This window comes from Paraburkholderia elongata, from assembly GCF_013177735.1.
Lineage (GTDB): Bacteria > Pseudomonadota > Gammaproteobacteria > Burkholderiales > Burkholderiaceae > Paraburkholderia > Paraburkholderia elongata.
On the sequence record NZ_WOEZ01000050.1, the window covers coordinates 47,493 to 73,846 of the forward strand.

At 60.6% G+C, this 26,354-nt stretch carries 26 protein-coding genes and 2 pseudogenes; 15 read left to right on the plus strand and 13 right to left on the minus strand.

Annotation, left to right across the window (positions count from 1 at the left end):
* Positions 1 to 77 precede the first annotated feature (77 nt).
* The 5 genes from GNZ13_RS52210 (at position 78) to GNZ13_RS10960 (ending at position 3,779) form a co-directional block, all read left to right on the plus strand.
* Positions 78 to 539 carry a DUF4148 domain-containing protein gene (locus GNZ13_RS52210; RefSeq protein WP_236001940.1) on the plus strand — a complete coding sequence of 154 codons (462 nt, stop codon included), beginning with the start codon at positions 78 to 80 and terminating at the stop codon, positions 537 to 539.
* Between the two features lie 101 nt (positions 540 to 640).
* Entirely contained in the window at positions 641 to 856 is a 216-nt protein-coding gene (locus GNZ13_RS10940; protein WP_407945622.1) for a DUF4148 domain-containing protein, read from the plus strand.
* Between the two features lie 495 nt (positions 857 to 1,351).
* A complete protein-coding gene (locus GNZ13_RS10950; protein ID WP_172163445.1) occupies positions 1,352 to 1,858 on the plus strand; it encodes a 2,4'-dihydroxyacetophenone dioxygenase family protein in 507 nt (168 codons plus the stop codon).
* Between the two features lie 50 nt (positions 1,859 to 1,908).
* Positions 1,909 to 2,790: an alpha/beta fold hydrolase gene (locus tag GNZ13_RS10955; protein WP_172163447.1), complete on the plus strand. Its 882-nt coding sequence runs from the start codon at positions 1,909 to 1,911 to the stop codon at positions 2,788 to 2,790.
* 62 nt (positions 2,791 to 2,852) lie between these two features.
* Positions 2,853 to 3,779 carry a 3-hydroxyacyl-CoA dehydrogenase gene (locus GNZ13_RS10960; protein WP_172163449.1) on the plus strand — a complete coding sequence of 309 codons (927 nt, stop codon included), beginning with the start codon at positions 2,853 to 2,855 and terminating at the stop codon, positions 3,777 to 3,779.
* A gap of 19 nt (positions 3,780 to 3,798) precedes the next feature.
* On the opposite strand, the gene GNZ13_RS10965 is transcribed toward GNZ13_RS10960, so the two are convergent.
* Entirely contained in the window at positions 3,799 to 4,824 is a 1,026-nt protein-coding gene (locus GNZ13_RS10965; RefSeq protein WP_172163451.1) for an AraC family transcriptional regulator, read from the minus strand.
* Between the two features lie 50 nt (positions 4,825 to 4,874).
* Between GNZ13_RS10965 and GNZ13_RS10970 the strand changes: the two genes are divergently transcribed.
* From GNZ13_RS10970 to GNZ13_RS10985, 4 genes are all read left to right on the plus strand, one after another.
* Positions 4,875 to 5,210 (plus strand): hypothetical protein, encoded by a 336-nt coding sequence (locus GNZ13_RS10970; RefSeq protein WP_172163453.1) that lies wholly within the window; start codon positions 4,875 to 4,877, stop codon positions 5,208 to 5,210.
* Between the two features lie 373 nt (positions 5,211 to 5,583).
* Positions 5,584 to 6,690 (plus strand): porin, encoded by a 1,107-nt coding sequence (locus GNZ13_RS10975; protein ID WP_172163456.1) that lies wholly within the window; start codon positions 5,584 to 5,586, stop codon positions 6,688 to 6,690.
* Positions 6,691 to 6,757: 67 nt separating this feature from the next.
* Complete coding sequence (locus tag GNZ13_RS10980; protein ID WP_172163458.1) at positions 6,758 to 6,907, plus strand: hypothetical protein; 150 nt, start codon at positions 6,758 to 6,760, stop codon at positions 6,905 to 6,907.
* Between the two features lie 104 nt (positions 6,908 to 7,011).
* Entirely contained in the window at positions 7,012 to 8,373 is a 1,362-nt protein-coding gene (locus GNZ13_RS10985; RefSeq protein ID WP_172163460.1) for an MFS transporter, read from the plus strand.
* A gap of 408 nt (positions 8,374 to 8,781) precedes the next feature.
* Here the strand turns inward: GNZ13_RS10985 and GNZ13_RS10990 are convergent, their stop codons facing one another.
* Both GNZ13_RS10990 and GNZ13_RS10995 read right to left on the minus strand, forming a co-directional pair.
* A complete protein-coding gene (locus GNZ13_RS10990) occupies positions 8,782 to 10,533 on the minus strand; it encodes an aldehyde dehydrogenase family protein (RefSeq protein ID WP_172163462.1) in 1,752 nt (583 codons plus the stop codon).
* A gap of 91 nt (positions 10,534 to 10,624) precedes the next feature.
* Positions 10,625 to 11,218, minus strand: coding sequence for a TetR/AcrR family transcriptional regulator (locus GNZ13_RS10995; RefSeq protein ID WP_172163465.1), 594 nt, complete (start codon positions 11,216 to 11,218; stop codon positions 10,625 to 10,627).
* 359 nt (positions 11,219 to 11,577) lie between these two features.
* Here GNZ13_RS10995 and GNZ13_RS52215 point away from each other — a divergent pair.
* Positions 11,578 to 11,718: pseudogene (locus GNZ13_RS52215) on the plus strand (3-hydroxybenzoate 6-monooxygenase); the annotation flags it as partial.
* Between the two features lie 127 nt (positions 11,719 to 11,845).
* Here GNZ13_RS52215 and GNZ13_RS11000 read toward each other — a convergent pair.
* The 8 genes and pseudogenes from GNZ13_RS11000 to mhpA form a co-directional block, all read right to left on the minus strand.
* A pseudogene (locus tag GNZ13_RS11000) lies at positions 11,846 to 12,272 on the minus strand (IS6 family transposase); the annotation flags it as partial.
* A gap of 176 nt (positions 12,273 to 12,448) precedes the next feature.
* Positions 12,449 to 12,709, minus strand: coding sequence for a hypothetical protein (locus tag GNZ13_RS11005; RefSeq protein ID WP_236001941.1), 261 nt, complete (start codon positions 12,707 to 12,709; stop codon positions 12,449 to 12,451).
* Positions 12,710 to 12,849: 140 nt separating this feature from the next.
* Positions 12,850 to 13,938, minus strand: a complete 1,089-nt coding sequence (locus GNZ13_RS11010) for a porin (protein ID WP_172163467.1) — start codon at positions 13,936 to 13,938, stop codon at positions 12,850 to 12,852.
* 129 nt (positions 13,939 to 14,067) lie between these two features.
* Complete coding sequence (locus tag GNZ13_RS11015) at positions 14,068 to 15,417, minus strand: MFS transporter (protein ID WP_172163469.1); 1,350 nt, start codon at positions 15,415 to 15,417, stop codon at positions 14,068 to 14,070.
* 57 nt (positions 15,418 to 15,474) lie between these two features.
* Positions 15,475 to 16,227 carry an SDR family NAD(P)-dependent oxidoreductase gene (locus GNZ13_RS11020; protein ID WP_172163471.1) on the minus strand — a complete coding sequence of 251 codons (753 nt, stop codon included), beginning with the start codon at positions 16,225 to 16,227 and terminating at the stop codon, positions 15,475 to 15,477.
* A gap of 7 nt (positions 16,228 to 16,234) precedes the next feature.
* A complete protein-coding gene (hisD, locus tag GNZ13_RS11025) occupies positions 16,235 to 17,530 on the minus strand; it encodes a histidinol dehydrogenase (protein WP_172163473.1) in 1,296 nt (431 codons plus the stop codon).
* A 94-nt stretch (positions 17,531 to 17,624) separates the two neighbouring features.
* A complete protein-coding gene (locus GNZ13_RS11030; protein WP_172163475.1) occupies positions 17,625 to 18,473 on the minus strand; it encodes an SMP-30/gluconolactonase/LRE family protein in 849 nt (282 codons plus the stop codon).
* Positions 18,470 to 20,137, minus strand: a complete 1,668-nt coding sequence (mhpA, locus tag GNZ13_RS11035; protein ID WP_172163477.1) for a bifunctional 3-(3-hydroxy-phenyl)propionate/3-hydroxycinnamic acid hydroxylase MhpA — start codon at positions 20,135 to 20,137, stop codon at positions 18,470 to 18,472. Before mhpA ends, GNZ13_RS11030 begins: the two co-directional genes overlap by 4 nt.
* A gap of 199 nt (positions 20,138 to 20,336) precedes the next feature.
* Here mhpA and GNZ13_RS11040 point away from each other — a divergent pair, with 199 nt between their 5' ends.
* Positions 20,337 to 21,407 carry a LacI family DNA-binding transcriptional regulator gene (locus GNZ13_RS11040; protein ID WP_172163479.1) on the plus strand — a complete coding sequence of 357 codons (1,071 nt, stop codon included), beginning with the start codon at positions 20,337 to 20,339 and terminating at the stop codon, positions 21,405 to 21,407.
* A 13-nt stretch (positions 21,408 to 21,420) separates the two neighbouring features.
* On the opposite strand, the gene GNZ13_RS11045 is transcribed toward GNZ13_RS11040, so the two are convergent.
* Positions 21,421 to 22,173: a GntR family transcriptional regulator gene (locus GNZ13_RS11045; RefSeq protein ID WP_172163480.1), complete on the minus strand. Its 753-nt coding sequence runs from the start codon at positions 22,171 to 22,173 to the stop codon at positions 21,421 to 21,423.
* A gap of 111 nt (positions 22,174 to 22,284) precedes the next feature.
* Here GNZ13_RS11045 and GNZ13_RS11050 point away from each other — a divergent pair, with 111 nt between their 5' ends.
* Both GNZ13_RS11050 and GNZ13_RS53805 read left to right on the plus strand, forming a co-directional pair.
* Positions 22,285 to 23,148: a fumarylacetoacetate hydrolase family protein gene (locus tag GNZ13_RS11050; protein ID WP_172163482.1), complete on the plus strand. Its 864-nt coding sequence runs from the start codon at positions 22,285 to 22,287 to the stop codon at positions 23,146 to 23,148.
* 22 nt (positions 23,149 to 23,170) lie between these two features.
* Positions 23,171 to 24,121, plus strand: coding sequence for a VOC family protein (locus tag GNZ13_RS53805; RefSeq protein WP_328807215.1), 951 nt, complete (start codon positions 23,171 to 23,173; stop codon positions 24,119 to 24,121).
* 241 nt (positions 24,122 to 24,362) lie between these two features.
* Here the strand turns inward: GNZ13_RS53805 and GNZ13_RS11060 are convergent, their stop codons facing one another.
* Positions 24,363 to 24,641 carry a YciI family protein gene (locus GNZ13_RS11060; RefSeq protein WP_172163484.1) on the minus strand — a complete coding sequence of 93 codons (279 nt, stop codon included), beginning with the start codon at positions 24,639 to 24,641 and terminating at the stop codon, positions 24,363 to 24,365.
* A 335-nt stretch (positions 24,642 to 24,976) separates the two neighbouring features.
* On the opposite strand from GNZ13_RS11060, the gene GNZ13_RS11065 reads away from it, so the two are divergent.
* Together GNZ13_RS11065 and GNZ13_RS11070 are read left to right on the plus strand one after the other, a co-directional pair.
* The gene (locus GNZ13_RS11065; RefSeq protein WP_172163486.1) at positions 24,977 to 25,120 is read left to right on the plus strand and encodes a hypothetical protein; all 144 of its coding nucleotides are present in this window, start codon (positions 24,977 to 24,979) and stop codon (positions 25,118 to 25,120) included.
* 414 nt (positions 25,121 to 25,534) lie between these two features.
* Positions 25,535 to 26,245: an IS1634 family transposase gene (locus GNZ13_RS11070; RefSeq protein WP_172163488.1), complete on the plus strand. Its 711-nt coding sequence runs from the start codon at positions 25,535 to 25,537 to the stop codon at positions 26,243 to 26,245.
* Positions 26,246 to 26,354 lie beyond the last annotated feature (109 nt).

Below are 26,354 nucleotides of genomic sequence, written 5' to 3' on the forward strand. Positions count from 1 at the left end.
CCCAGATTACCTCCAATTAACCCGCAAGACATTGGCGCATCTGAGCCACGGTTGTGCGTGTCCCATCCACGCGCGACATGCTCGACGTCAAGTGGCGCCCGGGTCGTTCGCGCGTGGCTCCGTCCGACCTGACGACGTGGCCGGATGACGGCGTTTACCAGGGCCGTCGCACGTTTATTCCGATCTTGTTCGAAACTATTTTGGGCGTTGCAAAGAGTGTCCGCGTTCTTTTTCGCAAGCCCGGGAATATCCGTCGACCAAACGCCGTCTACTCAATGCACATCGCACAATACTCACGAAACACTAAGGAGTCTGAAATTGATAAATCCAATGTGATCGTCATCTCTCTGGCCGCTCTCGCATCATCGAGCGCATTTTCTCAAAGCAAGACCCGCGCCGAGGTCTACCACGAGCTGATCGAAGCACAGCAAAGCGGGTTGAACTACGCCACAGAAACGTCTTACCCCGAGGTCAACCCAATTTACGCAGCACAGGTCACGCGCAACAAGCACCTTGAAACACTAGGAGTATCGCCATGAAATCAGTCTCACAAATTCGGTTATTCGACCGGTCATCGCGCAACCTGGTGGTCGCAGGCGCGATTCTGATGTCGACTTCAGCTGGCGTGTTTGCGCAAACCATGTCTGAGCCGGCGACGCATCAAGTCACGCGCGCAGAGGTCAGACATGAACTCGAAGAACTGGAAGCGGCGGGTTATAACCCGTTCCAGGGCGACGACGTTTCGTATCCCGCCGATCTTCAGGCTGCGGAAGAAAAGGTTGCCGCCAAACATCAAGCGGAACGAGACGCGGTGATGAGCGCAGGCCAGAATGGGCAGGCGAAGCCAGCGCCTTGAGGTGCAGACGGATTCGCGCACGATGCGCAAATAGGTGTCCTGAGTCTTCGGCGAAAGCTGGCGCATGCGAATGTTGTCGATCATGCGCTGGCGCCAGCGGAGCGGTGTCGCTCAAAGAATTTTAGCGAAGCGGACGCGGATTGCGTGCCGTGCCTGCGATCATCCCGGTCCCCGCTTCTGCTTCGCTAAAAATCCTCTGCATAGTCACCTCAGCGTTTGGAGCTACATTGAAGAGGATGGCAATCGAGCGAGGCGCTCACACAGGTCGCCAGCGTCATATTGACAGATAGCGCCACTTCCCTGGGCCGCTTACCGATTGCCTTTTACAGGACTGCACTTTCCTCATCCACGGGAGGAACACTTGGCGCGTAAAGTACAAATTTGGGCAGCACAGGTCAAGCTCCCACTGGCGACTTTCGATTGAATAGGGGCTGGAGATTGCGCACGGTTCGCGCTGCGCACGTCCAGCCCTCAACACAATCGGAGACGTATTCCATGAACGCAGAAGCTACGCAAGCCCTCAACGATGTTTCCGCAATCGACACGGTCCATATCGGTGGAAACTCCACGCCGTGGGTTCCCTTCGCGCCGATCAACGACAAGATTCTTCTCAAATACTTCAAGATCAACCCCGTAACGGGCGAAGTGGTATTGCTCATGAAGGCGGCCAAAGGCGAAGGCGCGCATATTCATCGCCATACCGGCACGGTGATGGTCTACACGCTGAGCGGTCGCTGGAAATACGACCAGCACGACTGGATCGCGCAAGCCGGCGATTTCGTTTTTGAGCCGTCGGAGTCGTCACACTCGTTCACGAATCTCTCCGAAGACGACAATGGTATGGCGCTTGTGGTGTCGACCGGTGAGCTCCACTTCCTCGACGAAAACGGCAATGTCACGTTCGTCGAGACGTGGCGGACGGCTTTGAACCGCTATCAGGAGTACTGCAAAGCCCATCAGTTGCCCGAGATCGACCTGATCGGCTGTCAGGGCGGCCGCTAAGCGATATCGACGGACATGACCCACGCATCTGCCTCACGGAAATCACGTCGATGACCCACCTTGCACCCTCCGCACCGCTTCCGTCCCTGGAAGAGCTGACACTGGCCTGCGGGCCATATACCCACACAGCTCTGGCCGCGGGGCCGCGGAGCGGGGAGTGCGTCCTCCTGCTGCATGGGTGGCCGGAATTCGCCGACTGCTGGCGCGAGATTCTGGCCGCGCTCGGCGCAGCAGGCTACCGGGCAGTCGCTGTGGATCAGCGCGGCTATGCTGAGAACGCCCGGCCGAGGGACATTGCGTCCTACGCAGCCGGGCATCTCCAGTCGGACGTCCTGGCATTCGCCAATCAACTGGGCGCAGGATGCTTCCACTTGATTGCCCACGACTGGGGCGGCCTGGTTGCGTGGGGGCTCGCCTCGACGCATGCACACCGCGTGAGTTCGCTGTCCGTGCTGGCAACGCCACATCCGTTAGCGCTGCAAGCGGCGCTCCATCATGAAGACCAATACCAGCGCCTGGATTATGTTCGTGCCTTTCGTCAACCAGGGGGTGTCGCAGAGCAAAGCCTGCTGGCGGACGGAGCAGCGGCGCTGCGGGCCGCATACGCGGGACGCGTTCCAGCGTCGCTCGTGGACGAGAACGTGCGGCGTCTCAGCGAACCGGGCGCGCTTTCCGCGACGTTGAACTGGTATCGCGCGCTCCCCGACGACCTGTCTTATCCCGCAGGCCGCGTTGCCGTCCCGACACTCTATGTTTGGGGATCCGAAGACCGCGCCCTGGGCCGTGAAGCCGCACTGCTCACGGGCGGCTTTGTCGACGGGTCCTACCGCTTCGAAATACTCGAGGGGGCAAGTCACTGGCTCCCGGAAGAAGCGTCGGACCGGATCATCCCATTGCTGCTCGACCATCTCGCCGCCTCGCCGTTGGCGTGAATCCTCGTACCGGTAAAAGATCCGCCCCATCCGATATACGATACGCACCGTACCCGTCACTCATGCCTATTCACTCCCTAAACGACAATCAGCCGATCGCACGCGTCATGGTGGCCGGCACCGGCGTGCTGGGCGCGCAGATCGCCTTTCAGTGCGCGTTTTCCGGTATCGACGTCGTAGCCTACGACGTCGATACCGCCTGCCTGGATCGCGCGAACGCCCGTTTTGATGCGCTAGGGCGCGTCTACGCTGCGGACCTCGGCGCTTCTCGCGAGCAGATCGAAGCCACGCTGGCACGCATCGAGGGCAATGCCGATCTCGGTTCGGCCGTTGCCGGCACGGACCTCGTCATCGAAGCCATCCCCGAGGATCTGGAAATCAAGCAGTCTTTCTACCGTTCACTGTCGGCTGTAGCGCCGGCCGGCACCATCTTTGCGAGCAACTCGTCGACGCTGGTGCCGAGCCAGTTCGCCATGTTCACCGATCGGCCCGAGCGCGTGCTGAGCCTGCATTTCGCGCATGAAGTGTGGAAGAACAACATCGCCGAAATCATGGGACATCCGGGCACCGACCCCGCCGTATTCGCGCAGCTGGTGCAGTTCGCACACCGTATTGGCATGGTGCCTTTACCGCTGCGCAAGGAGCAGCCCAGCTACCTGCTGAATTCCATGCTCGTCCCGATGCTGATCGCCGCGCTGGGTCTGCTGGTCAACGAGGTCGCCGACGTACAGACGATCGACAAGGCGTGGATGATTGCGAAGGCGGATCGAATTGGCCCATTCGGCATTCTCGACGGCATCGGTATGACGACCGTCTATAACGTCACGCGCGCTCTCGCGGAACGTACGGGCGATTCGACGCATCGGCGCATTGCGGAATACGTGAAAACGCATTTCATCGATACCGGGTATATCGGCGAGGCAGTGGGACGCGGCTTCTATCGATATCCTGATCCGGAATTCCTGGATCCAGCGTTCGTCACCGCGTGAAACCCAGGGCGGGCTATTGCTACTCAGCAGAACGTCCGGGGTCAGCCGCGTGACGCGTTTCTCGAAGCTGTCGGGGTGTGATGCCCCTCAGTCGCTTGAACGCGCGGCTGAATGCGCTTTGCTGCGAATAACCGAGCAGTTCAGAGATCTCGGCAAAGCGCAGGTTTGACTGCTGCACATACTTCAGGGCGAGATCTTCACGAACTTGCTCCCGCAGTTCATCGAACGTCGTGCGGGCCTCTGAGAGGCGACGTTGCAAGGACCGCGGGGATGTTGCGAGCGCTCGTGCTATCGCATTCAACGAACTGTCCGTGAAGGGCAAAAGTGCGCGAATCATTGTTTGTGTGCGTACGACCCAAAGTGCCTCCACCTGGGCCCTTTCGCGCTGCAAATGTGCCTTGAGCACACGATGCGCGTTACGGCGAAGTTGCGTCACCGGACGCGTCACCGTACCGCGATCGATGACAATCGCATTTCTGTCCTGATCGAACTTCAGCGACGGTCCGAACGTACGCCAGTGCATTGTGCAGTCCGCAGGTGCCGAATGACGGAATTGCACAACCGCCGGTTGCCAGGCTGTACCACAGACGGTGCGCAAATACTGCATACCATTGGCGAGACCCAATTCAACTGCCTGAACTTCTCCAGGACCGGACGCCTTTTCAAGGTCGTAAGTCAAAACCATCCCCTGCTCGTCCCGCACAGCCCGTATAGAAGACATCGATGTATGTAGCACGTAGAACTCTGCGAGCGTATCCATTGCCTCTCCGATAGTATGCGCACCATGCATCATGACGAGAATCGGCCCCAGGATCGCCAGGCCCTGATATTCGGAGAGCCTCAGTCCAAAGTTCCGGCATCGCGTAACTTCAGCAGCTAGCGAAAGAAATCGAAGCACTTGCGCACCCCGGATCGGCACGTCGGCGGAACGGAGTGCAAGCTCCGGCAGATCGGCTCCAGTCGCAACCAACTCGGGTTGAACGCCGAGTACCTCGAGCAGGTCAGCAGCTCCGGTCAACACAACACTGGGTAGGAAGCCTTGCATTCTATATACGGATCGTCACTTGAGATGGTTCGCTGCGGGCGGGAGAGCACATGTGGGCCACGAAGCGCGTCGCAGACAGCGAGCACAAACTTCGTTATCGCGAAGATCTGGCTATTCTGCCCAAAAACGCCGCGCGAGGGAAATTACCCGATGGTATCGCGTTGGCGAGTGAAAGAGTACGTGCGCTCGGCGCGGTGTCTCATTCGGCTACCAATCGACGAATGTCCGCCGGCTTCAGGATGGGCTTGTGGCACGCCGCGACGCACAGCGTTGAGCGGGCCGTCGCCGATGATCCGGCTGGTGAGCACGCTGTCCGTCGAGATGTGGCGCGCAAAGTACAAATTCCGGCGGCACGGATCAAATTCCCACAGGTGAATTGTGCGTAAATAAGGACCGGAGATTGTGCAACAGCGACACTGTCGAATCGGCAACGATCTACGCAAAGTGATCGCCGCGTAGAGTGGTCGGGACGGGTTCGCGGCACAAGCAGAAGCGCGGAATTTGCTGTTGGGCGCGGGACTATTTGTCACGTGGCGAGTGCCCAGTTCCGAGTTGATCTGCCAAACCAGGGTGAAAGGATCGGTGAGTACTTTCAGCATGATTAGGCCTCCAAAATGTACGACGGCATGTACAACCGCGCCGGTCTGGCCGAGTCTACGCGCAACGTTCCACTCAACGCGACGACGCCAAACCACACCACCGTTCACCCCGGTATCACACCATTCATTCACATACTATGAACTAAGGGAGACACCCGTCATGAAGAAAACGATTCCCACCATTCGAGCCATTCGAAACGCTGCCGTCGGCGGCGCCTGTACACTCGCCGTCACATTCGCCGGCACACCCGCCGCCCACGCGCAAAGTAGTGTCACCCTCTACGGCATCATCGACGCCTCGATCCTTTATACCAGCAAGACGTTCAACCTCACCACCGGCGCCATCCAAGGACACCAGTTTTCCGTCGAATCTGCCGGCGAAAACGCGTCCCGTTTCGGCCTGCGCGGAACCGAGGATCTCGGCAGTGGACTCGCCACTATCTTCGACATCGAAAGCGGTTTCGACATCTCCAATGGGGGATTCGCGAACTCCAACGGCGAGTTCTTTGGCCGCCAGGCGTGGGTCGGCGTCACCGGAGGCTTCGGTACCCTCACTGCTGGTCTTCAGTATTCGCCTTTCCTGTTGTCCGTCGACGCGAACGACCCCCGTGACTTCAAACAATTTGGTAGCGGGCTCGTCAGCTACGTCGACAACGTCATCGTCACCGGCCTTTTCAACTCCAACTCCGTCATGTATACGTCGCCCGAGATCGCTGGTATCCAGGGCCGTGCGATGTACGCATTCGGTGGATCTCCGGGAAACTTCAAAGCCGGACAACAGTATTCAGCCGGGCTCGTATTTCACACCAGCGGCTTGCTTCTCACCGCCGCGATGTATAACGGCAATTCCGGCGGCTCCGCGGCCGCCATCCCGAACCCCAGCACCATCGCCTTCTCGGGGCGGAACATCGGCGCCACCTACTACTTCGACCGCCTAACGGTCAAAGCCGCCTACACCCTCTACAAGGTCGCTGGCTCCTTCGACAACCGCGTGATCTCCGGCGGCCTCGCCTACAAGCTCACACCCTTCCTCTCCCTCGACGGAGGCGCCTGGTACACCCGCGACGGCAACGACTCGAATAACCATTCGATCCTCGGCTCGCTCGGCGTTGAATACTTGCTGTCCAAACGCACCACGCTCTATAGCCAGGTCGCCTACGTCAACAATCATGGGGGCATGAACACCGGCCTCGCGATCAACGGCGCGCTCTTCGGCGTACCTGGCTCCCAGTTCGCCGCCGACCTCGGCATTCGCCACTCGTTCTGAACGTTCCCAGACGACTGCGGCCGGGGCATGCCGGCCGCAACGCGACCAGGGCGACTATTACGAAGCTGTGAAGGCGTTGTTCGCCAAGCGACTACGTCCGGCCAGTGTGTTTAAGCGCAAGCTTGCGCAGATGCCATTCAAGCTGGCCGACCTGGTGTGGATCGTCGTCAAGCAAGCGGGCGTGACGGCCGCCCCGCCGGCCAAGCGCCCGCACTGAAACAGCGGCACCGCGCACGCTTTCCAATTGTAGCGACAGCACCGCTGCGGTAGCGTCCCAGCGGCCGCGACGACACCAGGCTTAAGCCCGGAAGGAGACAAATCATGAAATCTAGCGCGATTACTAGCGTTCCGCCATCGCAATCCTCGCTGGCCAAGGCGACCGATGCAGTGTTTCTAAAGATCAGTTGGCGGATCCTGCCGATACTGGTGGTCTCGTACATGATTGCTTACCTGGATCGCGTCAACATCGGCTACGCGCAGCTACAGATGAAACAGACGCTGCCGTGGAACAACGCGGTCTACGGCCTCGGGGCCGGCATCTTCTTTCTCGGCTACTTTCTTTTCGAAGTTCCAAGCAACCTGCTACTAGCGAGAATCGGTGCGCGCAAGACGTTGCTGCGAATCATGGTGTGCTGGGGCATCGTCGCTTCGGCGACAATGTTCGTCGCAACGCCGACAGAGTTCTATGTCGCCCGCTTCCTGCTTGGCGTCTTCGAGGCAGGCTTCTTCCCCGGCATCATTCTGTACTTCACATGGTGGTATCCGTCGGTGCGTCGCGGCCAGGCAATCGCAATCTTCATGTCGGCGACAACCATTGTCAGCGTCATCGCGGGGCCGCTGAACGGCGCGATCCTGAAGTACCTGCATGGTGTCAACGGTGCGTTCGGCTGGCAGTGGCTGTTTCTGCTGCAGGGACTTCCCGCAGTAGTACTCGGTATCCTTATCTTCCTGTTTCTGGAGGACAAGCCGGCGGACGCGAAATGGCTTTTGCCTGCGGAGAAGGATCTCGTGTATTACAGTCTCGAACACGACAAGAATGATGCTCAGAGCGAGATCCACGTGAAGTTGGGAGAGATCCTGCGCAACCCCAAGGTCTGGCTGCTGTCACTGGTGTATTTTCTGCTGCTCGGGGCGACTTATACAATAGTGTTCTGGGCTCCGACCTTGATCCAGAGTTGGGGGGTCAAGGACGTGCTGGTGGTCGGTACCCTGGCGGCGTTCCCGAACGGATGCGGCGTGATTGGCATGATCCTGATCGGGCGCAGTTCTGACCGGCTGCATGAGCGCCGCTGGCATTTCGCGGCCTGTGTTGCCGTCGCGGCACTCGGCCTGTGGAGCACCACGCTGCTTCAGGACAACCTGGTGGGCGTGCTGATGGCGCTGTCATTCGCCGTGATCGGCATCGCTGCTGCGACGCCAGTTTTCTTCACGCTGGTTAGCGAGTGTCTGCCGGCAGGTGCTGCCGCCGTAGGCATCGCACTGATTAGCAGCCTCGGCAACCTTGGCCCAGCGGTGAGTCCGACGATCAACGGGCTGATCACACAGCACACCGGCAGCATGGTCTACAGCATGTATGTGGTGGTCGGACAGTACCTGCTGGCCGGGATCATCCTGCTAGTCTCGGTGCGTTCAGCAAAGGGCGTGCGGCATGAAAGCTTTGCTCGATCGGACCATCCGCGTTGACAGCGTGCGAACAGCTTGGCAGCGCCGCGATGCCCGGCCTCGGGCGGCGTCTTCAACGCGCGACGTCGCTTCGGCTGCATCGCGCCATTGGCCATCGATGAACAGTTCCGTATTCGGGTAAATCATGGGGTATCTCGTCCTCGAACTTTCAGGGTGAAGTGCTGGCAACCGAATTGAACGATTCCGAAGTGGTCGGCGTCACACGACGCCATCAGCCCTCAACTGCAATCGCCGTTCACCGGGTAGCCCGAGAAGCGCTTGAAAAACGTCCTTCGTGCCCTTCCCCCGCTGCGGCGGTACGCGGAGCACTGCGGAACACATACCATCGATGCGGTACCGCGGCGCGATAGATGCGTGCGTCGGTTGCCGACACGCATCTCTGTACGGGCATCAGGATGTTCTTTTGAGTCAGCCGCGCACCGCGCTGACAAAAACGCCAAGAAGCTTGAACAGAGACGGACGCGCTTGAAACTCCAATAATTTGCGAACTGTCGTGGCAGAGGTTCGGTTACTAATGAACCACGGCGGTCTGGGCAGCATGGCGAAACTTCCGTGTAGCAATGCTCTCGGGAACGGTCGAAACGGCGCGCGAACCACGGACCGCTGTGGGCGGTCGAAGAGAAAGCAGTTGTGTACGACCCCGCGCCCACTTTGAATGTCGTTCACGGGGTGACCAGGAAATGCGCCCCAAGGCGTCTGAGCCAACAGGAATCCGAGGCCAGTCCAAGCATTTACCGCAATGGTGCCGTAACGGAGATCAGTGAGTAGGGCTTCGAAGCGCGAGCTCAGTGATTTTTCAGTCGCCGGATCGATGATGACGTTTGCGCCAAGCGTGCCGTGAAGCTTCGTGTTGGCAAAGTCAATTGCCGATTCGAGGAACGCTTCAGGTTCGGCGCCCGGCAAGGACACGACAGCGAGTGCTGGACCGAAAACTTCGGTTCGGAACGCATAGTCATCGTGTTCGCTGGTGCCATCCAGGATTGCAACCAGACGCGGCGCATCAGAGTCGCGGGCAAGCGACAACGCCGCAGGATAATGTTCGCGGAAGGCCGCCAAACGATCGCTGCTTCCCGGGTAGTAAAGTGGCCTGGTCCGCGCGGAAGAAAAAACCTTCTTCAATTCCGAAAGTAGTGCTGCTGCGTGCGGCCAATCCTGCGGCAAGATAAGGACTTGGCTTGCTACGCAGTTGAAACCGGAATTGTGTAACTTCTGGGTCGCTATATGTTCAGCCTGAAAGCGAATGTCCGCCTCTGTCCAGTTCCCTGGGACGACAATCGTCGGACAGACTGCGCCGAGCTCGCTCGTGATGGGACGATTGTTCAGGCGGATGTCTTGCGCCTTGCGTTTCGCACCTTCCTCTCCAGTGCCGAAGACGATTGCGTCGTGGGATGCTGCACTTCCGGTAATGTGCAATGTTTCCACGAGGGGATGGCCTGTGAGAAAAACGCCGACATCCGTGCCGCCGTTGACGATCGCAAACACGCCTTCTTCAATAAGGGCTGCAAAGATTTTCTCGAAAACAGGCAGCAGGTACGCCGTGACCGGATTTAGCTTAAGGACGACAACACTGTGTTCAGCGTATAGCTTGTAAAGAGCGTCTAGTGGCGCGATGCTGGTAATGTTACCGGCTCCGAGAACCAGTGAAAGTGAGCCAATGCTGGATTGGCCCATGGGATCATAGGCGCTGGCAACGAATCGTCGAAGGTTCGACGGCAGTACGCCGGGTTCCATCCAAACCTCGGCACTGACACCACTCAACAGCAAGCGATCAGTCAGCGTCGTAGGAAATACTTGCACTGCTGTCTGGTTAGTCGCGGTTGTGCGTACCTTCATTGCATCCAGAAAGCGAAGACCATCCAGTTGCGTTAGCGTGCAAAGCAGCACATCGATTGCCGTCAGGGCTGCCCACGGCCCCGACGTCCATTCTTCACCAACGAGCGGGGAATCAGCGGGCAAACCCTTTGCTGCGGAAGCGAGCCTACCCCATTCATCCGCGTTTTCGAGTAACGCTTCACGAATCAGCTTCAGTAGCTCAACGCGACGGCCCACCGGCGTCGTCGCCCATTTTTCCTTATTCGCTGATACGGCTACTACGATCTGGTCGACCTGCTGCAGGCTGGAGTTGAATGCGTCGTCGGCAACGTGCGAGAAACTCTTCATCGATCAGATCCCTAACCCGAGTCTCGAGCGCCCGAGGTCCGGTATTATTAGGACGGTCGTTCTAATTTGTCAATTTTTTTGGACGTTCGACCTATTTTTTGACGTTCGGAATCGCGACAACTAGCAGGTGCCGCATGGTCCGCCGAAATCGCTTGCCTTCGGGGTCCTCGCCAGAGAGTGTCATTTGCAGTGCATTGAAGAAGTGCGCATCAAGCAGGAGAAAAGTTTGATGGATCGTTCCGCGTGATGCCTCAGGCTGCTGCAGGTGAAGAAGGATAGATGTGGCGTTCTCCAGATCTCGCTCAATCTCCGACGTGGCCGCGCGCAAATTCGGATTAAACAGCGCTTGAGCGCGTAGGTCGTACCAGAGACGATGAATCTTCGCGTCGCGCGTAGCGGCTACGATTAGCAGGTCGATGAAAGAGGTTATGCGGTTCTTCGTGGCTCCTTCCTGCTCCATCGCATCCACAAGACGACCAACGAAGCGGGTCTTGTAGCGACGTATTGTGCAGAGAATGAGGTCGGTCTTGCTCTCAAAATAATAGTGCAGCTGTCCTAAGTTAATTTCTGCAGCTTCCGCGATGTCGCGCAGCGACGTTTCAGCGTACCCGTGTTCCGCAAAGCACCTGATCGCGTGGTCAGCGATCTCGATTCGACGATTTTCGCGCTTTTCGGTTTGTCGCATGTCTTAGTATTCCCGTTGTTTGTCCTTCGCTGCCCTTGCCCTCAATCTTTTGAAGTGGGGTCATTGCGCCACCTTTGAGCGTCGCGGGTTCACGTGTGCGCACGAGTAGTTGAGTCGTGCTGCTTCTCGAATGGGAGGCGGCGGGTTGTCAGCGGGATTCTACTTGAACGGACCTGACGAAGGCGCGGCCGCGCTGCTTAATCGCACCAGCCGGAGCCTGTCCTTGATGGAAACCGGGCGGCAGTTCCATCAGCATTGTGTTGTCCTGGTGGCGGAATCGAAGGCCACCAAAGACTTCGTGGACCAGACGCGGGCAAAGCCGCAGGGCACCCTACGAATGAGCTGCCCGTGGCCTTACTGAAGTGCTGTCGTATTTCGAGGGGACTCACCCGATGCCGCATCAAATGCTGGACCGCCCGACCTCACAGAAGCGTTGCACCACGGCCGACCGCGAGCCTGTCGAGCGTTGGTGCAATCGCCGCGTCACGTTGGTCGGCGACCGTAGACCGATGTGAAAGTGTCACCGTTTCGGCAGTAATTGTGTCAATCTGCCTAATCTGCCGCGTCGACAGGGCGCTGTCACGTTGGGGTGTTACCGACGCAATAGCGTGGAGGGCGCGAATTTTAGTTGCGCAGCTGGTCGGTGACGATCTTCGTAGAGCCATCAGGACAAGCCGCCAGCACACGCTTGAAGAAACCGCTTGGCTGCGGCTTTATCGCGACGCTTTTGCAGCAGGATAGCGAGTTCGGCACCGTGCTGATCGACTGCTCGCCACAGCAGATACCGCTCGCCGCGCAGCGTCACGAACACTTCCTCGAGGTGCCATGTGGTGCCCGGCTTGCGACGCGCAGCCTTGACGCGATGCGCGAAGCTCGCGTCAAATTTATCGCACCAGCGCCGGATCGTTTCGTAACTGACTATCATCCCGCGCTCAAACAGCAACTCTTCAATGTCGCGCAGGCTCAACTTAAACCGAAAATACCAACGCACCGCGCAGCTGATAACGACCGCCGGAAAGCGGTGACCGTGATAAAGCGATTTTGCATTCTTCATCGCACGATCTTACGCGACAGACCCGGCAACGTGACAGAGCCGTCATGCGCCTATCTATTAAAAGTACTTGCGGGATGTTGTACCGGCCGGTTAAGCGGTCGATAAAACCACACCGGAACGCGAGCGAGCCATGACCTGCGAGACGCCACAGACTTATAGCAGCAGGTCGCGAGTGCTCATTCCTCAGCCTTGCCGAGGCCACTCCATACGACCTTGACAGCCTTGCGGAAGGCATGCAATTGCGAGGGGTTGTCTTCACTCCAGCGAAGGAAAATAACCAGGCCCTGGCAACTGGACAGGATCAATGCACCACCCAATTCGCGTTCTTCCATCGACAGTACCGGATTGAGCTCGCCAACGAGCTTCGCAAAGAGCCTCGTGAACTGTTTTTGTATCTCTACAACGACATCGCGCGCAAACGGTTCATGCAGCGCCAACCCCCAACTTTCGAATTTTCTTCCGGCACGATGACGGTTCGTGGAACGTGTTCCCGGCAAAGGCGAGCACTAATCTCCAGCCACTACGGACCGCGGCGGCCCCCTTTGAACCAGAGCCGCCCGATCCCGGTCTTGCCGCATTAAAACGTCGTAGCCATCCCCACTCGTCCAAGCATCTGATTGCTCGTCGACGACGGCGCAAACAGTCCGTTGATCCACGCGCCAACCGGACCATTGCCGCCGATCGCATGCTGATAGATCCCTTCGACATACACGCTCGTGCGCTTGGACAACCAGTACATCAGCGTCGCCGTCAGTTCATGCGCTTTGTTATCCGACAGCTGCGCATTGCCCTTCATGTACTGATAGTCCGCGCCGAGCGACCACGCCGGCGCAAAACGCCAGTTCGCACCAACCTGCACCGCATTAACCTCGCCGCCGGTCATCGTATTCCGCGTGTTCGTGTAGAGCAGGTTCGCGAGCACGGCGTTGAAGTCGTAGCGCACGCCAACGCCCCAATTCCGGATGCCGTCGTGGCCATTGTTGAACTGCGCATACTTGATGTCGGTGTACGCCGCAGCGATGCCGAACGGGCCGTTCTTGTACTCCATCGACGCGCTGACGGTGCTGTCCGCCGAAAACGACCCCGCCACGCCGCCGAAACCATACATCGCACCGAACGAAAACCCGTGATAGTCGATCGACTTGTACTTCACCGAACTCGGAATGCGCGACGAACCGCCTACGCGGTCGAAGTCCCACGAGCCCGTCGGATTGTTCGGAATGTTCAGCGCGGCGAACGGACCTTCGCGAAAGTTGTAAAAGCCGCCGAAGTAAAACGCGCTGTCATAAGTCAACAACGCGTCGGTCATGAAGTCGTACTGCGTGCCGAAGGTCAGCTTGCCGAACCTGTCGCTATCGAGGCCGACCAGTGCGGTACGATTGAACAGCGCACCCGCAGACGGAATCGTCGAGCCGTTTGCAAACGCGTACTGATTCACGAGCTCAAAAACCGCTTTGACGCCGCCGCCGAGATCTTCCAGGCCGCGAAATCCCAACATGTTCGGATAGAAGTTGCCGTCATCGAAAAAGGTCTTGCTGTGGCCGCCGGAATTGTTCACATAGCTAATGCCGGCATCCATCAAGCCATAGATCATCACATTGCTTTGCGAAAATACAGGTGTACTAAGCAGGCAGAATGCGGGGACGAACATAAAACGGGGGTTCATGCAGAGTCTCCAGACCGTATGTCAATCGTTATCGATATCGTTTTTTTTGCGGCGTTCCGCGAGGCGAACGGATGATGTTCGCCGCGAGTCGCCCTCGCCCATCGGCGCTTACGCGCGCCTCGCTGCGCTTCAATGCGCGATGACGCCTGTCACGAACTGTGCGTCGTCGGGATGTGCGCGCCGCATCAGCAGCATCACGAGCGCCGCCAGCACGACCGGCACGCTGACGAACAGGTAGGTCTGCGCGACGCCCATGCCGCTCGCCACCAACGTCCCGACGATCACAGGCCCCGTCGCGCCGCCGAGCCGGCCGGCCGCCAGCCCGTAGCCGACGCCGGTCGAGCGGATCGCGGTCGGATAACCCATCGCCGCGATGGCAATCAGACCGGCCGTTGCGCCGCCGACGAAGAGCCCCGTCAAGCCCGAGAACAGCGACACGAGTGCGGTATGCGGGGCCGCGACGCCGGTGCAGCCCACCATCACCGCGCCGCACACGAAGATGAGCGCCGGAAAGCGATGCGTGCCGAGCCGCTCCATCAACTTGCCGGCCGCCGCCACGCCGATCATCCCGCCGACGTTGTTCCATGCCATCACGATCGATGCGTCGGCCACCGACATTCCCGCCGACTTCAGCAACGTGCTGGTCCACGCGAGCACCGCAATCAGCGCGAGAAAATTGAGGAAGAAGGCGATCCACAGCAGCGCGGTGAACGACGCGCGCCCTTCCCTGAACAGATGAAGCATCGGCAACCCTCTGGTCTCGTGCTCGTGCGTCACGTAGTGCACGGCGTCCGAGGTACCGCTGCCAACCGTCACGCCGAGACGCGACAGGATCCGCGACACACGTTTTTCCGATGCGCCCGTCAGAATCAGAAAGCGCACCGACTCCGGCACCAGCAGCACGACCACCAGCGCCGCGGCGATCGGCACGATGCCGCTCAGGTAGAACATCGACTTCCAGCCGTACGCCGGAATCAGCGCGCTCCCCGCGAAGCCCGCGACCACGCCGCCCGCCGGAATGGCCGCCCACAGCAGCGACGCGACCCGTGCCCGCAGACGTTGCGACACATACTCGGTGGTGAGGCTGACGAAACACGGCGCCGCCCCGCCGAGCCCGAGGCCTGTGACGACGCGCAACAGCAGCAACGAATGGAAGCTCGATGCCTGCACGGTAGCGAGCGATGCGAACCCGAACAGCAGCGTGCACAGCACCAGAATCGACTTGCGGCCGAAGCGGTCGGCGAGCGGCCCGAAAGCCAGCGCGCCGATCATGAAGCCAAATTCGGAGCCCGCGAACACGGGGCCCAGTTGCGTCGGCAACAGCTTGAGATCGGCGGCGAGCAACGGCGCGCTGAGACCCATCGTTTGAATGTTCGCGCCGTCCATCAGCGCGATGACGAAACACACGGCAAACACGAGTAGTTGAAACGCGCCGAACGGGCGCGCATCGATGACGTCATCGACGAGCACGGTTTTCATGAAATGTCTCCTGATGTTGTGTAATGCGTTTGCGAGAAGCCGCATGGGAAGGGCCAATCAGCGCAGCGGGCGGCCTCCATCGACCGGAAGCGCAACACCGGTGGTAAAACGCAACAGCGTTGCGGCGGCAATCACGGCCTGGGCGACCTCCTCAGGTGTCGCGAGCCGTCCGAGCACGGTCGCCGCGGCCTGCTCGTCGCGCCAGCTCGCATCGAGCGAGCGCACGAACTCCGTGTCGATCAAACCCGGCGACACCGACAGCACGCGAATGTCCGGACCCAGCGCGCGCGCGAGCGAAGCGGTCAGATTGTCGAGCGCCGCTTTCGAGGCGCAATACATGACGTTGCTGCCCATCGCGGTCTTCGCGGCAATCGACGAAATGTTCACGACGAGACCGTCGCGATGCGCCGCGAGCCACGGGCGAAACGCGCGGATCGCGGCGAACGGACCGCGCACGTTGGTCGCGAGGATGTCGTCGATCAACGTGTCAGTCAGTCCGTCGAGATCGTCGTGCGGCACGAACTGGGTCGTGCCCGCGCAGTTCACCAGGATGTCGACGCGCCCTGACCTTGCGCCGATCAGTCCGGCAGCCTCCTTAAGCGCCGCCGGATCGGTGACGGGCAAATGCACGGCGAAGTGCCCGCTGCCGGGCAATTCGCTGGCGAGCGCCGCGGCAGCGTCCTGCGAGCGGTGGTAGCCGAGCGCAACGGTCGCACCGTGCGCGGCGAGCGCGCGGCAGATCGCGGAACCGAGGCCGCCCGCGGCCCCGGTCACCGCCGCAACCTTGCCTGTGAGGAGCGGAGTGTTCATGCCGCTCTCACACCTGCGCGTCGGCGTGCTTGCCGTAACGGCGCACGCGCAGATCGGCCTGCTCCTTGTGGCCCGCGAAGCCTTCGAGCGCGCACAGCCGCGAACAGTATTCGCCGACCAGCGCGGACGCTTCGTCGGTCAGCACGCGCTGATACGTGCAGGTCTTGATAAATTTGCCGACCCACAAGCCACCCGTGAAGCGCGCGGACTTCATCGTCGGGAGCGTGTGGTTCGTGCCGATCACCTTGTCGCCGTATGACACGTTAGTGCGCGCGCCGAGGAACAGCGCGCCGTAGTTGGTCATATTTTTCAGGAAGTAGTCTGGGTCGACAGTCAGCACCTGTACGTGCTCGGACGCGATGCGGTCTGCTTCGGCCACCATCTCGTCGACCGTATCGCACAGGATGATTTCGCCGTAGTCTTGCCACGCGACGCGCGCGACTGCGGCGGTCGGCAGCGTTTCGAGTTGGCGCTCAATTTCGGCAGGGACGGCTTGGGCGAGCGCGGCCGATGTCGTCAGCAGGATCGCGGGCGAATTGACGCCGTGTTCAGCCTGGCCGAGCAGATCCGTTGCGGCCATTTCGGCGTCGCAGCTTTCGTCGGCGATGATCAGCGTTTCAGTCGGCCCCGCGAGCAGATCGATACCGATCTTTCCGAACAGTTGACGCTTTGCCTCCGCCACGTACGCGTTGCCCGGTCCGACGATCATGTCGACTGCGCCGATCTGCTCAGTGCCGAGCGCCATCGCAGCGACCGCCTGCACGCCGCCCACGCAGTAGATTTCGTCGGCGCCGGCCATATGCATCGCGGCGACGATCGCCGGATTCGGCCGGCCGTCGAACGGCGGCGCCACCGCGACAACGCGCTTCACGCCAGCGACTTTGGCGGTCAGCACGCTCATATGCGCCGACGCGACGAGCGGGTACTTGCCGCCAGGCACATAACAGCCAACCGAATTCACCGGCAGGTTCTTGTGACCTAGTACGACGCCAGGCAGCGTCTCCACTTCAACGTCACGCAAGGCCGACTTCTGGATCTCCGCAAACCGGCGCACCTGGGTTTGCGCGAAGCGGATATCGTCGAGCTCAGCAGCCGACAGTTGCGCCACACACGCTGCGATCTCCGCATCGGACAGCCGGAAAGACGCTGGCGACCATTTGTCGAAACGCTCGGAATACTCGCGCACCGCCGCATCGCCGCGCGACGCAATGTCCGCGATGATCTGTTCGACGGTGGCGCGCACCTGGGTCGCGATTTCCGCTTTCGCCTCGATGGGTTTGCTGGCTTTCAGATGCTTGATCATGGTGAATCTCCTTGAAAAAAGAAAAAAGCGTTCCCCAGCGCCGCGATGAAGCGGCGTCTGCCGATTGAATAAGAGAGGAGTTAGCTGGGTTGTGTCAGGGGATGCCGGCCCCTGCGAACGGTGCGTCGAGGCACTTGATCGTGCCTTCGCCGCGGGTCTGAGTCGTGCCGTTGTCGATCAACTCGGACGTGCCGATGAAGAGCGTCCTGCGCCCGGGGCCGCCGAGCACGCACGACACCGTGCGCTCATGCTCGAAGGCAAGCCGATGGGTGACGTTGCCATTGCGACCGATGCGATGAAACTCCTGGTTCCACAGCAACGCGACCCACAGGCCGCCATCGGCATCGAGACACATGCCGTCGGGCCGTCCTTCGAGCTGCGCGTGAATCCGTCGATTGGACAGCCTGCCTTCGACGCTGAGATCGAATGCCGTGATCGCGCTGGCGAACGTCTCGGCCAGATACAAAGTACGCCCGTCTGGCGCGATTGCCAGTCCATTAGGAAAACGTACGTTTTCCGCGGCGCGCCGCACGCCTTCTTCGGGCGACCACGAAAACAGCGTGCCGGGCCGTTCGCGGCCGCCGGCGGCAAGATTAAAGCCGGTGTCGCCGACCCATGCCCTGCCCTGTGGATCGACGATCATGTCGTTCAGCAGGCCGCTCGCATGCATCGACAGGTCGGCGGCCAGTTCGGTGCGGCCGTCGCTCACCCACCACAGCTTGCGATCGAGCGCGCCCGCCACCAGCAGCCGTCCGTCCGGGAAAAAATCCATGCCCGATGGCCTGCCTTCGAGCGGCGTGACGATCTCCGCCGCGCCCGCCCCCGGTTTTACGCGCATGACGCGAAAATTGTGGCAGTCCGAAAAATATAGGTGACCGTTGTGCCAGCGCGGCGCTTCGGGCCACGACAGCCCGCCGGCAACAAGTGAAGGCATCGCATTCATCGCGCCGCTCCCAATGCGCCCGGCGCACAAGGAAGCGACGGCTGCGCGACATGCGCCGACGTGGCCGCGTTGCCCGGATCGGTCGCGTACAGGCCTTGCCGCAATGACTCGACGAGAGCCGGCAGGGTGTCGAGCGTGCCTGCGCCGAACACGTAGAAGTCCGGTCGCACGATCATGACTTCGATGCCGTGCGCGGCGAAATAGCGCGCGTATTCGCCCTCGATATCAATAGCATCGACGTGCGGATCCCCCGGCGCGCCGACATGGACGATGCGCGTGCCGAGCGTATCGAGCCACGCCAGTTGCGTGTCGCTGAGAGACTCGCGCGGATCGGCGGCGGTGCTGATCACAAGGTAACCATGACCCGGGAACAGATCGTCGAACAGCGCACTGCGGCCATCCTTTTCGACACGAGCCTGGAGACCCAGTTGACCGGCGAGCGGAACTATCGTGCCGCTCGCGTCGCGCGCCAGCACGCCGTCGTTCAGGCGCGGAAAATCCGGCATCGGCGGACGCCAGCCGGCGCGGAATCGCGCGTCGCGCGCTTCGGCCTCAGCCGGATCGAGCGTGCACGGAATCTTGCCGCTTTCGATCGAAATGATGGTCCAGTCGTACACGTGCGCATAACGTTCCAGCTGATAGGTATCGAGCAGCGCGTCAGAGGAGATCCCACGCATCACGTAATCGATCTTCCATGCGAGATTCACCGCGTCGCGCATGCCCGAGCACATGCCCTGCCCCTGGAACGGCGGCATCGTATGCGCTGCGTCGCCGGCGAGAAACACTCGCTTGTCGCGCCATTGCCGCGCGATGCGTGCTTCGAACGTGTAGACGATCTGCCGCACAATCTCCACGTCGTCCTGCGAGACGCCCTGCTCTGCGAGCAGCTTCCATGCGGTTTCAGGCTGCTCTAGCTGCTCACGCGTCTCGCGGGGCATCATCGCCCACTCCCAGCGGCGATGGCGATTGCCGAGCGGCAGGACGGTCACCGGCCGCGCCGGATCGCAGATCTGTCCGCAATCGAAGTCCAGCGTGAAATCGCGTTTCTTGCGCGCATCCACATCGAGCCATTTCTCGTTGAACCCCAGGTCGTCACGCTCGATGCCCAGCCAGCGCCGCACCACGCTGTTCGCGCCGTCGGCGCCAACCAGCCACGCGCCTTCGATCGCTTCCGACTGCTGCGTGCGCACCGGCACGTGATGACCGGCTTGCAGTTCGGTCTTGTACAGCACACTGCGCACCGACGACTCATGTTGCTCGAATTCGGCCGCTTCCCAGCCGCGATACAGCGTCACCAGCGGATCGTCCTTGATCTGCGCAAACAGCGCGTCTTCGAGCAGCGGCTGATATTGCATGTAGTCGGAGTTGTAGCCCGACACGGCCTTCGCGCCCCAATCGAATTCGAGCAATGTTTCACCGCTGCGGTTCTTCCACACGTATTCCACGGCCGGATAGGCGTCCGCCAGCACGGGCGCGGCGGCGCCGAGCGACTGCAGGATGCGCACGATTTCGTGATCGATGTGGCCGGCCCGCGGCATGCCGTACAAGCCCGCATGCCGCTCGACGACGGCCACGCTTCTGCCCCGCCGCGCCAGCGAGGCCGCCAGCGTCAGCCCGACCGGCCCCATGCCGATTACTACGACGTCAAAGATCTTTCTGTTCATGTTGTCTCCGTCCAGTGTCCGCTCGTCGATGCACGCGCCACCGCTCTGAAAGTCAGCCGACCAGCACGTTGCATTCGTATGCAATGGAATGCATACTAGCAGCGATAATATATTTTTCAACACAAAAAATGCGCTGAAGCCAAAGTCCAGGGTTTATCCCTAGTCGGCCGGCCGGCGGACGATGTGATCGAGCACCGAGATGACAGACAGCAGGCACACCCGGATTCGCAGCACCGCACGCGACGTCGCGCAAGCGCTCGGCGTCTCGCAATCGACCGTGTCGCGGGCCTTCACCGAAGACGCCAGCGTCTCGCCGCAGACCCGCGCCGCAATCCTGCGCATGGCGGGGTCGATGGGTTACAAGCCAAATGCGCTCGCGCGCGGATTGATCACGAACCGCAGCAAGATCGTTGGGCTGGTGTCGGGCAGTGTCGGCAATCCGTTTTATGCCGATGCGCTGCAACGTTTTTCGCAACACCTGCAACAGCGTGGTTATCAGACGCTGCTGTTCACGGCGCCCGCCGGTCACGATGTCGACGCGCTTTTGCCGGTGGTGTTGCAGTATCAGGTGGATGCGGTGATCGTGCTGTCCGCCCCACTCTCGGTCGCGACGGCCGAGGCCTGCGAGCGCGCGAACACGCCGGTGATTCTGTTCAACCGCTCGCTGTCGGGGGCCAAGGCGCACACGGTTGCGTGCGACAACATGGCGAGCGCGGCGCTCGTGGCGGACTGGTTCGCGGCGCTCGATTGCCGCCGGCTCGCCTTCGTGGCGGGACGTGACGATACGTCGACCAATCGCGAGCGGTTGCAAGGTTTTTCGTCGCGGCTGCGCGAGCGCGGCATGCCGTTATGGCGCGTCGTGGCCGGTGGCGATTTCACCTACGAGGCAGGTTATCGCGCAATGCAGACGCTGCTGACCACGCCCGACGATGCGCCCGACGCGATCTTCTTCGCGAACGACATCATGGCGTTGGGCGGAATCGATGCGTTGAAACTCGATCAGGAGACTGCGTCGCCGCGACGGCCGCACACGCCATCGATCGTCGGTTTCGACGGAATTGCGATGGGCGGCTGGGCTTCTTATCAACTGAGCACGATTGTCCAGCCGCTCGAAGAGATGGTCGCGGCCGCAGTGCGCATCGTCACCGATCCGCCGCCGGAAGGACAACTGGTGGAGGCTAAATTACCTGGGACGATGATGGTTCGCGTAAGCGCATCAGCACCACCAGCTTCGCCGGAGCAGTCGACGCGTGCCGCCGTTCTTCTATAGCTGTCCGTATTGTTCAATCGGCGGCCGCCAGCGACCGCGAACCGCGCGCCGACGCCTTACGCCGCGCCGGTGGGGCGGCATCCGCTGCGCCTGCCTGCGGCTCGAAGCCGGCGACCAGGATATTCATCGTTCGGGTCAGATGCGCGTCGAGCAACTCGGCGGCCTTGGCGGTGTCGCGCGCGAGCGCGGCGTTCATCAACGCCTCATGCTCGGTGTTGGTGTCGCGTTTGACCTTCTGCAGCGGCACGGACAACTGCCGATAGCGCTCCGTCTGCATATACAACTGCTCGCGAATCCGCAGCAGCCACGGGCTGTCGCACGCCGCAATCAGGCACTCGTGAAACTGGTTGTGTGCTTCGCGCCAGGCGTCGGCAAGCCGCACGCCGTCGCCGTCCTCGACGCGCTCGGGCGTGCGCGACAGCCGGTAATACGCGGCGACCAGGTTGGTTTCCCAATTCATGTTGCCGCACGCCATCGCGCGCTCCAGGCACGACGTTTCGATCTGGATCCGTACGCGCGTCAGGTCTTTCAGGTCGTCGAGCGAAACCGGCGCGACGCGAAACCCGCGCTGCGGCTCCGCGATCACGAGCCCTTCAGACGTGAGCCGCGACAGCGCCTCGCGCACGGCGCCGAGGCTGACATCCAGTTGCTCGCACAACTGGCTGATCTTGAGTTGCTCGTCCGGCTTGAGCTTGCAACTGAGCAGATCCGCGCGCAGACGCTCATACGCGGTCTGCGTCAGACTCGCGGAGTTCGTGGTGGCCATGGTGTTCGTCCTGAAGGATGCTTCATTGTAGCAAAAATATATTATTCCTCTTGACATCAATCACGCAAAATATATTATCTAGCTCAAAGTATTTCTAACTGGAGGTGTCACGTGCGGTTTGTTTCCTTTGAACAGAACAGCAGGCAGGGCCTTGCTGTGGTGCGATCGTCCGGCGAAGCCCGCGGCCTGCTCGCGGACGATGCCTCGTTCCCCGGCTCGCTTGACACGCTAATCCGTGCCGGCGCTGCTGCCCTGCAACGCGCCGCGCAGAAACTCGGCGACGGCCCGGCAATCGATCTCGCGCAAGTTCGCTACACGGCCCCTTTCGTGGCTTCGGAAAAAATCCTCTGTGTGGGCCTGAACTACGCGGACCACTCGAAGGAAAGCGGCTATGACCTGCCGCCGTTTCCGACCGTATTCGGGCGCTTCACGTCGAGCCTCGTCGGTCATGGCGAGGCGCTGATCCGCCCGCGTGTATCAACGCAGTTCGACTATGAAGGCGAAATCGTCGCGGTGATCGGCAAGAGCGGCCGGCACATCGCGAGGGCCGACGCGCTCGACTACGTCGCCGGCTACGCGCTGTTCAACGACGGCTCGGTACGCGACTACCAACACATGACACCGCAATGGACGGTCGGCAAGAATTTCGACGGCACCGGTGCGTTCGGCCCGCAATTTGTGACGGCGGACGAATTGCCGGCCGGTGTGCGCGGCCTGCAATTGCAAACGCGGCTGAACGGCGAGGTCGTCCAGCAGGCCTCCACCGACGATCTCGTTTTCGACGTAGCATCCCTTATCTCGCTACTGAGCGAAGCGATGACGCTGCGCGCAGGCGATCTGATCGTCACAGGCACGCCGGCCGGTGTCGGTGTCGCACGCAAGCCGCCGCTTTTCATGAAAGCGGGCGACGTGTGCGAAGTCGAAGTCGACGGGCTCGGCATTCTGCGCAACCCGATTGCAGACGAACAAGGCTGATCGCCAACACGGAGGAGACACCGTGGAGATAACCACTACAGCGTCCGCGCCGACGCGGCGTCGCGACCGCCTCGGCATCCATTCGCTCGACCATTTCTGTTTCAGCGTGCCAGACCTGGCCGTCGCGAAGCAGTTCTATACGGCGTTCGGACTGGATGTGCGGGACGCCGGCGACGCGCTGCGTCTATACACGTTCGGTCATCCGCATTGCTGGGCTATCGTGCGCGGTGGCACGGCGCGCAAGCAGATTGAATACCTGTCGTTCGGCGTGTATGGCGATGAGATCGATGCATTCCGCGCGCGGCTACGGGATGAAAACGTCGAGTTGCTCCGCTCGGGCGAGCACGTCACCGATGAAGGATTGTGGTTTCACGATTGCGATGGGCGGCTCGTGCAGATCAAGGCGGCGGCGAAGTCGTCGCCGGATGGAAAGTCGGTGGTCAGCAATCCATCCGCCGCGGCCGGCGCGCGTGGCACCGGTCCGCGCGCCGAACAGCCGTCCGTGCGGCCGTCACGCCTTGCGCATATCCTGCTCTTCACAACCGACCTGCAGCGCGCGATGCGTTTCTACAGCAGCACGCTCGGCCTGAGATTGTCCGACGAAGCGGAAGTTGTCGCCTTCATGCACGGCGCGCATGGCAGCGATCACCATCTCATCGCCTTCGGCCAGGCGAACGGCACGGGGTTGCACCACTCAAGCTGGGACGTCTGTTCGATTCAGGAAGTCGGGCTGGGCGCGATGCAGATGGCGGCAGCGGGCTACGCGCGCGGCTGGGGCGTGGGCCGCCACGTACTCGGCTCGAACTACTTTTATTATGTGCGCGACCCGTGGGACAGCTACGCCGAATACTCGTGTGACATCGACTACGTGCCGGCCGATATCGACTGGCCAAGCCAGTCGTTCACTGCGGACAACGGGTTTTACTTGTGGGCGCCGCCTCCGCCGGAGGACTTCGCCCACGATTATGAGTAAGGTCAAATTTGGGACGCGTGTCTCGCAGAGCAGCACGTTAGCAGGAAACGCGAACGCATCAGACGGAACAGCGCGTTGGCTGTTGAGGTTCATTCATTGCTTGAACGCAAGAGGTACCGGGTCGGCCAGGATAGAGGCCGAAACGGTCAGATAGCCTGTGTCGTTCCGTTGTCGTGACAGACGTCGTCAAATAGGAAGCCCCGCATCTCGCTGTCCATCGGAAGCGCCGGTCGCAAGTCGTTCAGCCCACACGGCGATGAAAACGGTGAATCCTGACTTCGTCCCAGAGTCCCAGTGCGAAGAAGGGATCATTGCGATTGAATGCCTCGACTTCCTCGCGTGTCTGCGCTTCCACCAGAAAGAAGCTGCCGATCTTCTTCTCGCCAGAGTCGTCCACCAACGGACCGGATGTGACAAGAACGATCGGCCTGGTCTCCAGATACGCACGATGCTTCGGAGTATTGGCCTCGCGAAGCTCAAGCGCATCAGGTTTATCGGCGCAGTAAACGATCCAGTCCATGTTTTTCAGCTCCCTATCAAAGTCGGACAGGATTGACACGTGCCTGCCAGGCGGCACAGAAATCCTGCCGGGTTTATAGCTTAATTGCCTTGAAGCAGGCACGGTCTTGGCCGGATTGCCTGATGCCTGGTGCTCAGCGTTCCGCAAGTTCTGTGAACGTGAGTACAGAAACAATCTCTACGGCCGGAAGACTGATGCAGTATCAGTCCATTGCGACGTAACCGGATTCGCTGCACGTCCTGTGGCTTACCGAATGATCCGATTTTTCGAAATTCTGTTCGAATCCGCTGAAAAACGACGATAGCGACGCCCGCGCCCCACAACGATCGCGCCGCATGGTGCTGCAGTTGGCGGCGTCCAGGCAGTTCCTCGTCGGCGCCGCACATATGTCCTTTCCAGGCCTCGGACATATCCGCGCCGACGGCGGCAAGTACGAGCGGATTCCGGTGAACTACGAAAGTGACCCGGGTCAGCACTAGGCATACCGTCACGAGCGATGGAGTCTCCTGGCTTACTCCAATCTGGACAGTCGCGCATTCCGCGCTGCGCATGGTACGTCCCCACGGGAGTATCGCGCCTCGAAAGCATAGTTGGACCCGCTACCGGAAATGACGGATGTCGCGGACGCGGATTTAACGCCCTGCCCGCGATCATCCCTGTACACCGCATCCGCTTCGCCCACCCACACTAGCTGCAACACCGCAACGCCCTATCTTACATTCCGCAGGTCGAGGAGACAATTTGGCGTGAATTTCGTTGCCAGTCGGGCGGGCGAAATGCGCATCCGGCCCGCCGGGTAGCCTGAGCAACTGACGCTGCAAATCCGCGATTGGTATGAGACAGCATCAACTGGCCTTGAACATTTAGTAGTCCTACGCTAACATAGCGGAAGAATGTCCAGCCCACAAGAACTTTCCCCGCCCAAGGCTCGCTTCATCCTGCACAGCGAGCGACTGGGACCTTTACCCCTCGTCAATCACTTCATTGATCGCATCGGCCTGGAGTCCTTGCTCGATCGCCACGTTCCCTCAGACGCGCGCTGTGCGGTGCCTCACGCCCGGGCCCTTGGCGTGCTGCTGCGCTCGATCATCGTCGAGCGTGAGCCGATTTATCGCCAGCAGGAGACGGTCCACGGCTTTGCGAGCGGGATGTTTGGCATCGGTTCTGAGGAGATGAATCACCTCAGCGATGATCGGCTTGGCCGTGCGCTGGATCACCTGTTTGACGCCGACCGCGCGGCCTTGCTCACCGAGGTGGCGCTGGCCGTTGCAGAGCGCTTCGGCGTGAACTTCGACGAGTGTCACAACGACAGTACGACGATCAGCTTCTATGGCAGCTATCGTGGTGCCTCAGGCCGCAAGATCCGCGGACGTACGGCACCGGTGATTACCTATGGCCATTCGAAGCAACATCGGCCTGATATGAAGCAGCTGCTGTTCATCCTCACCATGACCGCCGACGGCAACATTCCCGTCGCGTTCCGCTGTACCGACGGCAACACGAGCGACTCGCGCACTCACATCGATACCTGGAATACGCTGCGCGCCCTGGCCGGCCGAAGCGACTTCCTTTATGTGGCGGATACAAACCAATACCCGACATGATGCACACCTCCGTACGTCACTGAAAAGCAAGGGTTCCCTGATCAGGATCAGGTGTTACCGCTATGTCGATACCACCCGCTGCGGCTTGCTTGACCGCGGGCGCTTGCAG

Coding starts and splice junctions, on each gene's coding strand:
- GNZ13_RS52210 (WP_236001940.1), top strand. CDS start 78: ATGCTCGACGTCAAGTGGCGCCCGGGTCGTTCGCGCGTGGCTCCGTCC.
- GNZ13_RS10940 (WP_407945622.1), top strand. CDS start 641: ATGTCTGAGCCGGCGACGCATCAAGTCACGCGCGCAGAGGTCAGACAT.
- GNZ13_RS10950 (WP_172163445.1), top strand. CDS start 1,352: ATGAACGCAGAAGCTACGCAAGCCCTCAACGATGTTTCCGCAATCGAC.
- GNZ13_RS10955 (WP_172163447.1), top strand. CDS start 1,909: ATGACCCACCTTGCACCCTCCGCACCGCTTCCGTCCCTGGAAGAGCTG.
- GNZ13_RS10960 (WP_172163449.1), top strand. CDS start 2,853: ATGCCTATTCACTCCCTAAACGACAATCAGCCGATCGCACGCGTCATG.
- GNZ13_RS10965 (WP_172163451.1), bottom strand. CDS start 4,824: ATGCAAGGCTTCCTACCCAGTGTTGTGTTGACCGGAGCTGCTGACCTG.
- GNZ13_RS10970 (WP_172163453.1), top strand. CDS start 4,875: ATGTGGGCCACGAAGCGCGTCGCAGACAGCGAGCACAAACTTCGTTAT.
- GNZ13_RS10975 (WP_172163456.1), top strand. CDS start 5,584: ATGAAGAAAACGATTCCCACCATTCGAGCCATTCGAAACGCTGCCGTC.
- GNZ13_RS10985 (WP_172163460.1), top strand. CDS start 7,012: ATGAAATCTAGCGCGATTACTAGCGTTCCGCCATCGCAATCCTCGCTG.
- GNZ13_RS10990 (WP_172163462.1), bottom strand. CDS start 10,533: ATGAAGAGTTTCTCGCACGTTGCCGACGACGCATTCAACTCCAGCCTG.
- GNZ13_RS10995 (WP_172163465.1), bottom strand. CDS start 11,218: ATGCGACAAACCGAAAAGCGCGAAAATCGTCGAATCGAGATCGCTGAC.
- GNZ13_RS11010 (WP_172163467.1), bottom strand. CDS start 13,938: ATGAACCCCCGTTTTATGTTCGTCCCCGCATTCTGCCTGCTTAGTACA.
- GNZ13_RS11015 (WP_172163469.1), bottom strand. CDS start 15,417: ATGAAAACCGTGCTCGTCGATGACGTCATCGATGCGCGCCCGTTCGGC.
- GNZ13_RS11020 (WP_172163471.1), bottom strand. CDS start 16,227: ATGAACACTCCGCTCCTCACAGGCAAGGTTGCGGCGGTGACCGGGGCC.
- hisD (WP_172163473.1), bottom strand. CDS start 17,530: ATGATCAAGCATCTGAAAGCCAGCAAACCCATCGAGGCGAAAGCGGAA.
- GNZ13_RS11030 (WP_172163475.1), bottom strand. CDS start 18,473: ATGAATGCGATGCCTTCACTTGTTGCCGGCGGGCTGTCGTGGCCCGAA.
- mhpA (WP_172163477.1), bottom strand. CDS start 20,137: ATGAACAGAAAGATCTTTGACGTCGTAGTAATCGGCATGGGGCCGGTC.
- GNZ13_RS11040 (WP_172163479.1), top strand. CDS start 20,337: ATGACAGACAGCAGGCACACCCGGATTCGCAGCACCGCACGCGACGTC.
- GNZ13_RS11045 (WP_172163480.1), bottom strand. CDS start 22,173: ATGGCCACCACGAACTCCGCGAGTCTGACGCAGACCGCGTATGAGCGT.
- GNZ13_RS11060 (WP_172163484.1), bottom strand. CDS start 24,641: ATGGACTGGATCGTTTACTGCGCCGATAAACCTGATGCGCTTGAGCTT.
- GNZ13_RS11065 (WP_172163486.1), top strand. CDS start 24,977: ATGGTGCTGCAGTTGGCGGCGTCCAGGCAGTTCCTCGTCGGCGCCGCA.
- GNZ13_RS11070 (WP_172163488.1), top strand. CDS start 25,535: ATGTCCAGCCCACAAGAACTTTCCCCGCCCAAGGCTCGCTTCATCCTG.